The organism is Nonomuraea composti, assembly GCF_012034275.1.
Classification (GTDB): Bacteria; Actinomycetota; Actinomycetes; order Streptosporangiales; family Streptosporangiaceae; genus Nonomuraea; species Nonomuraea composti.
Window position 1 is genome coordinate 183,831 of record NZ_JAATEP010000009.1, and the last position, 12,163, is coordinate 195,993.

Genomic DNA, 12,163 nt, shown 5'->3' on the forward strand with positions numbered 1-12,163 from the left:
ATTCCCTCTATATGACGGCTTCGCTCTCTCTGCGCCGTCGCTGTCGGGACTAAGCTCCCTACGTGGATCCGACTCACGATCATGAGCGTCCTCTGGCAGCCGATCTGACCATCGGTCTTCTGGGCCCGGTCCGCGGCGTGTTCCGTGATGCGGAGATCGATCTGGGTCCGCCTCTCCAGCAGGCCATCGTGGCGATGCTCGCCACGCGTGCCGGCCGCGTGGTCACCCTGGGCCAGCTGATCCAAGGGCTGTGGGGAGAGACCCCTCCCGCCAGCGCCACGCAGAGCGTCTACACCTACATCGCGGGATTGCGGCGGGCGTTCGAGCCCGGCCGCGGCAGGCGCGAGCCGCCGAGCATGGTGTCCCGCTCGTCGGGCGGCTATCTGTTGCGGCTCGACCCCTCGCGGGTCGACGCGCACGTGTTCGCCGCCCGGCTCGACGCGGCGGCGCAGGGCGGCAGGTCCGGCGATCTCGACGGCGCCTTACGCGACCTCGGCGAGGCGCTGGCGTTATGGCGCGGCCCGGCGCTGAGCGGGGTGCCCGGGCCCTTCGCCGAGAGCGAGCGTGCCCGCCTCGAACAGCTCCATCTGACGGCCCTGGAGGCCCGCGCCGACACCCTCCTGCGGCTCGGCCGCCCCGAGGAAGCGCTCTCCGAGCTCTACGACCTGGTGCACCGCCATCCCCTGCGGGAGCGCCCGTACGAGCTGCTCATGCTGGCCCTGCACGGCTGCGGGCGCCAGGCCGAGGCGCTGACGGTCTTCGAGCAGGCCCGCTCCACCCTGGCCGAGGAGCTGGGCATCGACCCAGGCGAGGGCCTGCGCCGCGCGCACGGCGTGGTCCTGGCCAGTGACGAACCGCCGGCGGCCCCGTCCCGTACGGTCCCGCGGCAGCTTCCCGGCGACCTCATGGTCTTCGTCGGCCGGACGCGGGAGACGGTCCGGCTGAAGTCCCTGCTCGACCCGTGGGGGGACGAGCCGCCGCACCCGTTCGTGGTGATCTGCGGCCCGCCCGGGGTCGGCAAGTCGGCGCTGGCGGTGCACGTCGCCCACCTGGTGCGGGAGCGCTTCCCCGACGGGCAGCTCTACGTCAACCTGCGCGGGGGCACCCCGAACGTCCCCCGGCTGTCCACCCACGAGATCTTCAGCCGGCTGCTGCGCGGCATCGGCACGCCCGACAGCTCCGTCCCCGAGGACGAGGACGAGGCCGCCGCCCTGTGGCGCAGCAAGCTGCAGGACGGGCGGCTGCTCCTCGTCCTCGACAACGCCGCCGACCTGGCCCAGGTCAAGCCGTTCATCTCGGCGCCCCGGGGTGTCGCGGTGCTGGTGACGAGCAGGGAGTCGCTGGCGGCCGGCGACGACTGCGTGCAGCTGCGCCTGCAGCCGCTCTCCGACGCGGAGGCCACCGCCATGCTGTCCAAGCTGGTGGGCGCCGACCGGGTCGCCGCCGAGCTCGACCAGGCCACCCGGCTCATCAGGCTCTGCGACGGCTTCCCGCTGGCGCTGCGCGTGGCCGGGGCGCGGCTGATCGACCGTCCCGACTGGACGGTGGGCGCGCTGACGTCGCGGCTCACCGACGAGCGGCGCCGGCTGCGCGAGCTGGAGTCGGGCGACCTGGCCGTGCGATCGAGCCTGGCGGCGAGCTGGAACGCGCTCAACGGCAGCGCCCGCGACATCGACGGCGAGGCGGCGCACCTGCTGGCCCTGCTCGGCCTGCTGCACGTACCGGACGTGACCGTGGAGGCGGCCACGGCGCTGTCCGGCGGGGCGCCGTTCGACGTCGAGCGCGCGCTCGAACGGCTCTGCGACGCCCACCTGCTCGACCCCGGCGAGCCGGGCCGCTACCACCCGCACGATCTCGTCCGGCTCTTCGCCGCCGACCTGCTGCCGCCGGGCGAGCGGATCGCCCCGCTCAAGCGGACCATCGGCTACTACGCCCAGTCGACGCGGGCCGCGGCCCTCACCAGCGATCCGCACCGGGTGCACTGCCTGTATCCGGAGCTGGACGCCCGGGGGCGCGGCTTCGACAGCGCGGAGGAGGCGCGCGCCTGGCTCAGGACGGAGGAGGCGACCCTGCTGGCCGCCGCCCACCAGGCGATGGCGGACCCGGACGACGACATCGCCCGGGCCGGGGCGGGCATCGGCCTGGCCCTGTGGTGGTACCAGCAGGGCGCGTACCGGGTGGCGGGCCTGATCTCGCTGGGCGAGCGGCTGCTCGCCACGGGCGCGCGGCTCGGCGATCAGGTCATCACCATGGAGGCGCACGCCCACCTGGCCACGGGCCTGTACCTCAAGGGCGACTGGGCCGGATGCTACGAGCAGCACGAGGGGCACCTGCGGCTGGCCCGGCTGCTCGGCGACCGCTTCAACGAGCAGCGCGCGCACGGCAACCTGGCCGGCACGCTGCTGAAGTGGGATCGCAGCGCGGAGGCCCTGGAGCACGCGCTCGCCCAGCGCGTGATCGCCCGCGAGATCGCATCAGGGCCGGGCGAGCGCTACGCCCTGCTCGTCGCGGCGCGGGCCTGCATCGGCCTGGGGCGGCTGGAGGAGGCCGTGCGCACGCTGGAGGAGGGCGCGGCGATGGCCGACCAGGCGGGCGACACGCTGCGGCAGACCGAGTTCGCGGTGGCGCGCGGGGACGTGCTGCTGGAGCTGGGCCGGCCCGACGAGGCCCTGGCCGTGCTCACCGCCACCCTTGAGCCGGCCCGCGCCATCGGCATGAAGATGACCGAGGTGAGCTGCCTGGTCCGGCTGGCGCGCGCCTGCCGCCTGCTCGGCCGCACCGGTGAGGCCACCCGGTACAGCATCGAGGCGCTCGTGCTGGCCGAGCGGATGGGCAGCGCGTACTGGCTCCAGCGGGCCACCGAGGAGCGCGACGCGCTGGCCCAGCGGTCGGTCCACGCGTGATCAGCGGGGCGGGGCGGTGTCCCTGAGCGCCAGGAAGAAGTCGACGCGGTCGGCCATCGTGGACAGGTCCCTGCCGGTCAGCTCCTCGATCCGGCGCACCCGGTAGCGCACGGTGTTGACGTGCACGTGGAGCCGCTCGGCGCACGCGTTCCACGAGCCGGCGCAGTCAAGGAAGATCCCGAGCGTGCGGACCAGCTCGGACTGGTGCCTGCGGTCGTAGTCGAGCAGCGGCGACAGCAGCCGCGCGGCGAACGAGCGGCGCACGTCGCCGGGCACGGTGGCCAGCAGCAGCGCGTGCGTGTAGATCTCGTCGCTGGTGACCACCCCGCCGCCCCTCGCCTCGGCCAGGCGCCGGGCGTGCCCGGCCTCCTCCACGCCGCCCTTGACGGCGGCGGCGCCGCTCAGCGCGCCGCTGACGCCCACGCACAGGCGGGTGTCGGGCAGCGCGGCCAGCACGCTCGCACCGGCCCGCAACCGCTCGGCCAGCTCGGCGGTGCTGCCCAGGCCCAGCCGGTCGACCGGCCCACCGGTAGTGCTCCCGCCCAGACGGCCGGCCGGCCCGGTGGTGGTGCCCGCGCGCAGCCGATCGGACGGTTCGGCGGTGGTGCCCGCGCGCAGCGGGACGACGGCGATCGCGGCGTCCGCGCCGGCCGCCGCCACGATCTCGCGGCCGAGCAGCTCCTCGACGATCCGGCCGCCGAGCGTGGCGGGGTCGGGCCCGCGGGTGGCGCCGGGCCTGGGGGCGGTGACGTTCACGATCGCGTACGGCTCCGCCGCGCCCACCCCGCACGTCCGCAGCCTGGCGTCGAGCTCGGCGACCCCGGCCTCGCCCAGCGCGGCCACGACGAGCTGCTCGGCCAGGCGGCGCTCGACCCTGCGGCCCTCCTCCATGCGGCTGCGTTCGAGGCCGACGCAGGCGGCCAGCTCGTAGCCGAGGTCGGCCCGGTCCATGAGGTCGCCGTCGCAGACCAGCGCCCAGCCGGCGGCGCGGTGGCCGCGCCCGACGGGGAAGATCGTGTGCGCGCCGACCCTGACCGGCAGGCGCGGCGCCGTCAGGTACGCCTTGGCCAGGCGCTCCGGGTCGCCGGCCGCGCCGACGATCACCTCGCCGGAGGCGGACACCACGGCCCCGGTGACGCCCAGCTCGGCCGCGGTCAGCTCGAACAGCTCGCGCAGGTCGGCGCCCTCGGCGATGGCGGCGACGAGCCTGCGGTGCCGGCCGAGCGCGTCGCGCACGTCACCGGCCAGCCGGGGCACGACCGTCTCCGCCAGCGTCCTGAACGAGACCTCGACCGGCACCTCCAGCAGCGGCAGCCCGGCGCCGGCGCAGGCGGCCACGAGGTCGTCGGGCACGTGGCCGAGCCACGCCTGCCCGGCGCCGAGCGCGGCCACCCCGGCCTCGGCCAGCGCGGCCACGAACCGGGCGGAGTCGCCGGGCTCGTGCCACCACATCAGCCCCGTCAGCACCAGCTCGCCGCCGCCCAGGTAGCGGCCGGGCTCGGGCAGGTCGGTGATGTGCACGGTGCTGAACTCGCGGGCCGCGTCGCCGGTGAGCAGCCTCAGGCGCAGATCGTCGATGGCCAGCAGGTCGGAGATGCGCACCTGTAGGAATGTACAAGCCGCAGGTTTCATCCGATGACCACGATTTGACGTCGCGCGGATAGGCCGGCGCAGGCCGCGGTGCTCTACTCGGAGGATGACGCAGACGTCTGACGCGGTCCTTCACGGTGTCGGGGAGAGCGCGCGGCGGCCCGACGCCACGCTGAAGGTGACCGGCGAGTTCGCCTACGCCTCCGACCTGTGGCTGGACGGCATGGTGTGGGGCGCGACGCTGCGCAGCCCGCACCCGTCGGCGTGGCTGCGCTCGATCGACGTGAGCCCCGCGCTGCGCATCCCCGGCGTGCGGGCGGTGCTGACGCACGAGGACGTGCCGGGCGAGAAGTACTACGGCCTGGAGCACAAGGACCAGCCGGTGCTGGCCATCGACCAGGTGCGTTACCAGGGCGAGCCGGTCGCGCTGGTGGCGGCCGACCATCCGGAGACGGCCCGCAGGGCGGCGGCGGCCATCGTAGTCGCGTACGAGCCCCGCCCCGCCATCACCGACCCCCGCCGGTCGCAGCACTTCGTGCGCCACCAGCCGGTACGCCGCGGCGACACGTTCGAGGCGGAGGTCGTCGTGACCGGCGAGTACGAGGTCGGCATGCAGGACCAGGCGTTCCTCGGCCCCGAGTCCGGCCTGGCGGTGCCCGCCGAGGACGGCGGCGTGGACCTCTACATCGCCACCCAGTGGCTGCACGTGGACCGCGACCAGCTCGCGCCCTGCCTCGGACTGCCGCCGGACAAGGTGCGCCTGACGCTGGCGGGCGTCGGCGGCGCGTTCGGCGCCCGCGAGGACCTGTCGATGCAGGTGCACGCCTGCATGCTGGCGCTGCGCCTGAACCGGCCCGTCAAGATCGTGTACGGGCGTGAGGAGTCGTTCTTCGGCCACGTGCACCGCCACCCGGCCCTGATGCGGTACGAGCACGGCGCCACCCGCGACGGCAAGCTCGTCTACGTCAAGGCCGACATCCTGCTCGACGGCGGCGCGTACTGCTCCTCCTCCCCCGCCGTGGTGGGCAACGCGGCGTCGCTGGGCGTGGGCCCGTACGAGGTGCCGAACGTGCGCGTGGACGCCACCGGCGTCTACACCAACAACCCGCCGTGCGGCGCGATGCGCGGCTTCGGCGCGGTGCAGGCGTGTTACGCCTACGAGTCGCAGATGGACCGGCTGGCGCAGGCGTGCGGCCTGTCCCCGGTCGAGATCCGGGTGCGCAACGCCGTCTCCCAGGGCTCCCGGCTGATCACCGGGCAGGTGATCGACGCGCCGGCGCCGCTCGCGGAGATGCTGCGCGACCTGGAAGCCATGCCGCTCCCGCCCGAGAGGACCGGCGACGACCTGCGCGGGCTGCCCGGCGGCGTCTCCCAGACCACGCACGGCGAGTCGGTACGGCGCGGCGTCGGCTACGGCGTCGGCATCAAGAACATCTGCTTCTCCGAGGGCTTCGACGACTACTCCACCGCCCGGGTGCGCGCCGAGCTCATCGGCGGCGAGCCGCACGTCACCGTGCACACCGCCGCCGCCGAGGTCGGGCAGGGTCTGGTGACCGTGCAGGCCCAGATCGCCCGCACCGAGCTCGGCATCCGGAACGTCACCGTCGCCACCGCCGACACCTCGGTCGGCTCGGCGGGCTCGTCGTCGGCGTCGCGGCAGTCGTACGTCACGGGCGGCGCGGTCAAGGCCGCCTGCGAGGCGGTGCGCAAGCGGTTCGAGGGGCTGGCGCCGGAGGAGGCGCTGGCCCGGTTCGGGCCGATCGAGGAGACGCGCGAGTACCGGCACCGGCCGACGTACCCCATGGACCCGCTGACCGGCCAGGGCGACTCGCACACGCAGCTCGCGCTGTGCGTGCACCGGGCGGTCGTGGACGTGGACGTGGAGCTCGGGCTGGTGAAGGTGGTGGAGCTGGCGGCGGTGCAGGACGTCGGGCGGGTGCTGAACCCGCAGGCGCTGGAGGGGCAGATCCACGGCGGCTCCGCGCAGGGGCTCGGGCTGGCGCTCATGGAGGAGATCCAGGTCCGGGACGGGCGCGTGCTGAACCCGTCGTTCACCGACTACCTCATCCCCACCGTCCTCGACATGCCGCCCATGAACCTCAAAGTCCTGGAGAATCCCGACCCGGCCGCCCCGTACGGCCTCCGCGGCGCCGGCGAGCCCCCGACCCTGTCCTCCACCCCGGCCATCGCCGCCGCCGTCAGAGCGGCTACGGGACTTCGGTTGACTCGCGTTCCGATTAGGCCGGAAGATATCGCCTTGTTCGACAAGGGCCAGGCTCATTCCGCCCCTGCGGCCTCGCAGGTCAGCGACCCACCGGGACAGGGCCTGGCATGACAAGGGCTAGACAAGGGGGCATCCGATGGCAAGCGCGCGCGAGGCGGCGGAGGCGGAGTTCAGGCGCTTCGACACCGACGGCGACGGCCTGCTGACCGCCGACGAGATCAGGCAGGCGAACGAGGCGCTGGGCGGTCAGGGCGCGTCCGAGGCCGAGATCGAGGCGTTCATCCGGTCGGCCGACAGCGACGGCGACGGCACGATCAAGCTGGACGAGTTCGTCGCCCTGGTGGGTCACGGCCGCCACGAGAAGGCGTAACCCCGCCCCCGCGGGGTAGGCAACCCGGCATTCCCCCTGATCACGACGGGGGGAATGGCGGTGCTCGACAGATTCTTCGAGCTGACGGGGCGGGGCACCACCGTCGGCCGTGAGGTGCGTGGCGGGCTCACCACGTTCATGGCCATGGCCTACATCATCCTGCTCAACCCGATCATCCTCGCGGGCGCCAAGGACGTCACGGGCGCCCGGCTGTCAATCGGCGAGCTGACCACCTCCACGGCGCTGGCGGCGGCGATCTCGACGCTGCTGATGGCGTTCGTCGGCAACGCGCCGTTCGGCCTGGCCGCCGGGCTCGGCCTGAACGCGGTCGTCGCCTACCAGGCGGCCCCGCACATGACGTGGGCGCAGGCGATGGGCCTGGTCGTGCTGGAAGGCTTCGTGATCATCGTGCTGGCGGTCACGGGCCTGCGCACCCTGATCATGAACGCGATCCCGCTGGCGCTCAAGCACGCGATCAGCGTCGGGATCGGCCTGTTCATCGCGCTGATCGGCCTGGTGGACGCGGGCTTCGTCGCGTCGGGCTCGGGCACGCCGGTGCAGCTCGGCGCGACCGGGCACCTCACCGGCTGGCCGGTCGCGGTCTTCTGCTTCGGCCTGCTCCTGATGATCCTCCTGTACGTGCGGCGCGTCCCGGCCGCCATCCTCATCAGCATCGCCGTGACCGCGGCCCTGGCCATCCTGGTCAACACCGTCACCACCATCGACCCGGCCTCCTGGGGTGTGGTCGCGCCGCGCGTGCCCGAGTCGCTGGTCGCGGCGCCGGACTTCGGGCTGGTGGGGCACTTCGACCTGTTCGGCGGGTTCGTCCGGGCGGGTGCGCTGACGGCCACGGTGGTGCTGTTCACGCTGGTCCTGTCGGGCTTCTTCGACGCCATGGGGACGATCATCGGCGTCAGCGACGAGGCCGGCCTCGTGGACGCGCAGGGCCGGGTGCCGCGCCTGGGCCGCATCCTGACCGTGGACGGCGTGGCCGGCATGGTGGGCGGCGCGGCCAGCGCCTCGGCCAACACCGTCTTCGTCGAGTCGGCCGCCGGCGTCGGCGAGGGCGCGCGCACCGGCCTGGCCAGCGTGGTGACGGGCGCGCTGCTGGGGCTGACGCTGCTGTTCACGCCGCTGGCGGCGGTGGTGCCGGCCGCCGCGGCCGCGCCGGCATTGGTGCTGGTCGGGGCGCTGATGATGATGCAGAGCAGGAACGTGCCATGGGACGATCTGGAGCTGGCCGTGCCGGCGTTCCTGACGATCGCGCTGATGCCGTTCACGTACTCGATCACGAACGGCGTGGGCGCCGGCGTCATCGTCTACACGCTCATCAAGGCGGTCAGGGGGCGCTTCTCGGAGATCCCCTGGCTGCTGTGGGTGGTCTCGCTGGTCTTCCTCGCCTACTTCGGCATCGACTGGCTGGAGGAGCTGTTCGCCTAGCGGATGTCGCCGCTGTTGCAGGCCACGCCGTTGTTGTCGACGTCGGTGTACCAGGAGTACTCCTCGTGCGTGCCCTTGTAGTAGGGCCCGTCGCCGGCCGCCACGGCCTCCTTGCAGCTCGCGTACCGCTTGTCGAGCCCGCCCCGCCCGCCGGTGGCGGGTGCCGTGGTGCCGGTCGTGCCGGTGCCGGTCTGCTGCGTACCCGGCGTGCCGACAGTGCCACCCGTAGGGCCACCTGTTGGGCCACCCGTGGGGCCGCCTGTAGGACCACTGGTGGGGGCGCCGGTCGGGGGTGTGGCGGGCGGGCCGGTCGGCGGGGTCGTGGGCTGGCCGGTGGGCGGCGTGGTGCCGGTGCCGGGGCTCGGCGAGGTGCCCAGCAGGCGGGCAACCAGCGCTTCGGCGTCCTGCTTGGTGAAGCCGGCGATGCTCACGCTGTCGCCGTCCATCGGCTGGGTCACGATGGGCGCGGCGAGCACCGTCTTGGGCTGGTCGGCCTGGGAGGGCGCGAGCACGATCGCGACCGCCTCCTGCGCGGGCGCCAGCTCGTCGATGAGCTGCGCGAGCTTGTCCTTGAACGCCGGCGCGACCGCGATGCGCACGGAGTACAGGCCGTCGTCCTCGCGCAGCGACTCGATGCGCTGCACGGCGCTGATCGTCACGCCGTCCTCCAGCAGGTAGCAGGTGGTCTGCGCCTGGTCGAGCACGGCCGGGTCGCCGGGGCACGGCGCGGGCTTGGTCTCCCTGACGGGAGCGAAGTGGATGGGCACGGACAGGTAGCGCGGGGGCGCGCCGCCTAACAGCGGCGTGTCGGGGCTCCTGGTCATCAGGACGGCGACCGTGCCGAGCACGCCTGCGATGAGCACGACGAGCACCAGCGAGACGATCAGCACGATGGTGGTGAGTCTGCTGGCGGTCGGCTCCCCCGGGTCCGCGGCTGGCGGCTCTTCCGGCTTGTCCATCGATGACGATCCCATTCTGACGTTCGGGCTGCCGGTGAGCCTATCGAGGAGAAGGCGCAGCGGGGTAATCCGCCGGACGATCCGCGCCCGACGGCGAGACCGGAGGAAGAATGGAGGAGGAAACCTCCGTTCGCCGGGAAGAGTGACGGCATGAAAGTCGGTGTGCCCCGAGAGGTCAAGAACAGCGAATACCGAGTGGCGCTGACCCCCGCGGGGGTGCACGAGCTCGTCCGCCACGGCCATCAGGTCCTGGTCGAGCGCGACGCCGGCGCCGGCTCCGCCATCCCCGACGGCGACTTCGCCGCGGCGGGGGCCGTGCTGGTCCCCGACGCCGACGAGCTGTGGGGCGCCGCCGACCTGGTGATGAAGGTCAAGGAGCCCGAGGCGGAGGAGTACCACCGGCTGCGCAAGGGGCTGGTGCTGTTCACGTACCTGCACCTGGCGGCCTCGCCCGCCTGCACGCGGGCGCTGCTGGAGTCGGGCTGCACCGCGGTCGCCTACGAGACGGTGCAGACGCCGAACGGCGCGCTGCCGCTGCTGGCGCCCATGTCGGAGGTGGCGGGGCGGCTGGCGCCGCAGGTGGGCGCCTACCACCTGATGCGCTCGGCGGGCGGCAGGGGCGTGCTCATGGGCGGGGTGTCCGGGGTGCGCGCGGCGCACGTCGTGGTGATCGGGGCCGGGGTCTCCGGCATGAACGCCGCCGCCATCGCCCTCGGCATGCAGGCCGAGGTGGTGCTGCTCGACATGAACATCGACAAGCTGCGCCAGGCCGACGTGATCTACCAGGGCCACTGCCAGACCGTCGCGTCCAACACGCTGGAGATCGAGCGCGCGGTGCTGGAGGCGGACCTGGTCATCGGCGCGGTGCTCGTGCCGGGCGCCAAGGCGCCGAAGCTGGTGAGCAACGACCTGGTCAGCCGGATGAAGCCGGGCTCGGTGCTGGTGGACATCTCGATCGACCAGGGCGGCTGCTTCGCCGACTCGCGGCCGACCACGCACGAGGAGCCGACGTACCGGGTGCACGAGTCGCTCTTCTACTGCGTGGCCAACATGCCGGGCGCGGTGCCGCACACCTCGACGTTCGCGCTGACGAACGTGACGCTCCCCTACGCGCTGGCGATCGCCGACCTGGGCTGGCAGCGCGCGATGCGCGCCGACCCGGCGCTGGCGCTCGGCCTGAACACGCACGAGGGCCGCCTGACGAGCCGGCCGGTCGCCGAGGCGCACGGGCTGGAGTGGACGGCGCCCGCGGACGTGCTCGCCTGACCGGCCGTTTTTGCCGTCCCTCTGGGCATCCCGTGACCCAGGAGTTACGCTAAGTAGCGATCAGCTACTCACCGTAATGAACGGAGTGGTGATGTCCCTGCCGACCTTCCGTGAGAGCGCCGAGCGCAACTTCGACGACCTGGACGCCGACGGCGACGGCTTCCTGACCCGGTACGACTACATGGCGCTGGCCCAGCAGCGGCTGCAGCGGACCGGCGTGCGGCCGGACACGCCCGACGGCGAGGCGGTCATCGACGCGTTCCTCAACGCCTGGGACACCCACGCCCGCGCCCTCGACACCGACCGCGACGGGCGCATCAGCAAGGAGGAGTACGTCCGCTCCTTCGAGATCCTGGTCCGCACCGGCGCGCTGGAGGCGGTGCTGGCGCCCATCTCCAGGGCCACGTTCACCTTGGCCGACCGCGACGGCGACGGCCGGATCAGCGCCGAGGAGTTCCGCTCGCTGTGGAGCCGGCCGGGCACCGACCTCGCCACCGTCTTCGCCGAGGCCGACACCGACGGCGACGGGCGCATCTCGTTCGAGGAGTTCGCCCGCGCCCGCCACGGCCTGCTCATCGGCGGAGCCTGACCTCACGAAGAAACGCGTCAGGGCCCGGCGGGGGCCGGGCCCTGACGCGCTCGTGCGGTTACTGCTGCTGGGACGGGCTGGCCGACGGGGCCAGGGTCTCCATCGGCGTCTGCGGCTGGCCCGTGGGCTCGGGCGGCAGCGGCGCCTGGTCGGCCGTGGTGGTGATCGCGTCGTCACCGCCGCAGGTGGCGCCCGGCTCGGGCGTGTCGGGCCCGTTCTGATAGCGCTTGATGAACGCCCCGATCTTCGGGTCGGCCGGGTCGGTCAGCTTGAGCTGGTGCCCCCAGGAGGAGATCACGATCGGGGACGGCAGGTTGGGGAACGGGCTCATGAGCATGTAGTCCTGCTGGCCCGTGGAGGAGGCGACCTCCTTCAGCTTGTCGATCTGCGCCTTCGGCAGGTCGGGCCGGTAGGTGATCCAGACCGCGCCGTGCTCCAGCGAGTGCACGGCGTGCTCGTTGTGGATCGGCTTGTCGTAGATCGCGCACTGCTGCCAGTAGTTGTTGTGCTCACCGCCCACCGGCGGCGTCTCCTTGTACGAGACGCTCTTCCACACGTGCTGGCCGGCTTCGTACTTCACGCTGGTCACGGCGTCCAGCGAGGTCTGCCTGGCCTGGTTGACCAGGTAGAAGCCGACCACGCCGACGAGCACCACGATGATGAGCCCGCCCGTGCCCCACATCAGCAGTGCGGCGCGGCGTTGTTTGCGCTTCTGCTCGGCCCGCAACTTCTGCAGGTGCTCGCGCCTCGCCTGCGCCTTCTCCTTCGTCATCGCTCCTCCATCGGCGTACCAACTCCGGGTCACCCTATGCCCTCCGGGCG

9 protein-coding genes are annotated in these 12,163 nt (G+C 73.0%); 6 read left to right on the plus strand and 3 right to left on the minus strand.

Features of this window, described 5'->3' with window-relative positions:
• Window positions 1–137 precede the first annotated feature (137 nt).
• Window positions 138–2,903 (plus strand): BTAD domain-containing putative transcriptional regulator, encoded by a 2,766-nt coding sequence (locus HCN51_RS15420; RefSeq protein WP_168010302.1) that lies wholly within the window; start codon window positions 138–140, stop codon window positions 2,901–2,903.
• Here HCN51_RS15420 and HCN51_RS15425 read toward each other — a convergent pair whose 3' ends face one another.
• Window positions 2,904–4,505: a helix-turn-helix domain-containing protein gene (locus HCN51_RS15425; protein ID WP_168010303.1), complete on the minus strand. Its 1,602-nt coding sequence runs from the start codon at window positions 4,503–4,505 to the stop codon at window positions 2,904–2,906.
• 94 nt (window positions 4,506–4,599) lie between these two features.
• Here HCN51_RS15425 and HCN51_RS15430 point away from each other — a divergent pair, with 94 nt between their 5' ends.
• The 3 genes from HCN51_RS15430 to HCN51_RS15440 are packed head-to-tail and all read left to right on the plus strand — an operon-like array spanning window position 4,600 to window position 8,527.
• Window positions 4,600–6,828, plus strand: coding sequence for a molybdopterin cofactor-binding domain-containing protein (locus tag HCN51_RS15430; RefSeq protein ID WP_240972851.1), 2,229 nt, complete (start codon window positions 4,600–4,602; stop codon window positions 6,826–6,828).
• A 25-nt stretch (window positions 6,829–6,853) separates the two neighbouring features.
• On the plus strand, window positions 6,854–7,087 hold the full coding sequence (locus tag HCN51_RS15435; RefSeq protein WP_080041291.1) for an EF-hand domain-containing protein: 234 nt from the start codon (window positions 6,854–6,856) through the stop codon (window positions 7,085–7,087).
• 54 nt (window positions 7,088–7,141) lie between these two features.
• A complete protein-coding gene (locus HCN51_RS15440) occupies window positions 7,142–8,527 on the plus strand; it encodes an NCS2 family permease (protein WP_168010304.1) in 1,386 nt (461 codons plus the stop codon).
• Here HCN51_RS15440 and HCN51_RS15445 read toward each other — a convergent pair.
• Window positions 8,524–9,486 carry an excalibur calcium-binding domain-containing protein gene (locus tag HCN51_RS15445; protein WP_168010305.1) on the minus strand — a complete coding sequence of 321 codons (963 nt, stop codon included), beginning with the start codon at window positions 9,484–9,486 and terminating at the stop codon, window positions 8,524–8,526. The genes HCN51_RS15440 and HCN51_RS15445 overlap by 4 nt on opposite strands.
• A gap of 150 nt (window positions 9,487–9,636) precedes the next feature.
• On the opposite strand from HCN51_RS15445, the gene ald reads away from it, so the two are divergent.
• Window positions 9,637–10,752, plus strand: coding sequence for an alanine dehydrogenase (ald, locus tag HCN51_RS15450; protein ID WP_080041294.1), 1,116 nt, complete (start codon window positions 9,637–9,639; stop codon window positions 10,750–10,752).
• Window positions 10,753–10,843: 91 nt separating this feature from the next.
• A complete protein-coding gene (locus tag HCN51_RS15455) occupies window positions 10,844–11,341 on the plus strand; it encodes an EF-hand domain-containing protein (RefSeq protein ID WP_168010306.1) in 498 nt (165 codons plus the stop codon).
• Between the two features lie 58 nt (window positions 11,342–11,399).
• On the opposite strand, the gene HCN51_RS15460 is transcribed toward HCN51_RS15455, so the two are convergent.
• The gene (locus HCN51_RS15460) at window positions 11,400–12,113 is read right to left on the minus strand and encodes a thioredoxin-like domain-containing protein (protein WP_080041296.1); all 714 of its coding nucleotides are present in this window, start codon (window positions 12,111–12,113) and stop codon (window positions 11,400–11,402) included.
• Window positions 12,114–12,163: the final 50 nt, after the last annotated feature.

Bases quoted from the DNA above. Each gene is read 5' to 3' on its own strand.
- HCN51_RS15435 (WP_080041291.1), top strand. From the start codon at position 6,854: ATGGCAAGCGCGCGCGAGGCGGCGGAGGCGGAGTTCAGGCGCTTCGAC.
- HCN51_RS15455 (WP_168010306.1), top strand. From the start codon at position 10,844: ATGTCCCTGCCGACCTTCCGTGAGAGCGCCGAGCGCAACTTCGACGAC.
- HCN51_RS15430 (WP_240972851.1), top strand. From the start codon at position 4,600: ATGACGCAGACGTCTGACGCGGTCCTTCACGGTGTCGGGGAGAGCGCG.
- HCN51_RS15445 (WP_168010305.1), bottom strand. From the start codon at position 9,486: ATGGACAAGCCGGAAGAGCCGCCAGCCGCGGACCCGGGGGAGCCGACC.
- HCN51_RS15460 (WP_080041296.1), bottom strand. From the start codon at position 12,113: ATGACGAAGGAGAAGGCGCAGGCGAGGCGCGAGCACCTGCAGAAGTTG.
- HCN51_RS15440 (WP_168010304.1), top strand. From the start codon at position 7,142: ATGGCGGTGCTCGACAGATTCTTCGAGCTGACGGGGCGGGGCACCACC.
- ald (WP_080041294.1), top strand. From the start codon at position 9,637: ATGAAAGTCGGTGTGCCCCGAGAGGTCAAGAACAGCGAATACCGAGTG.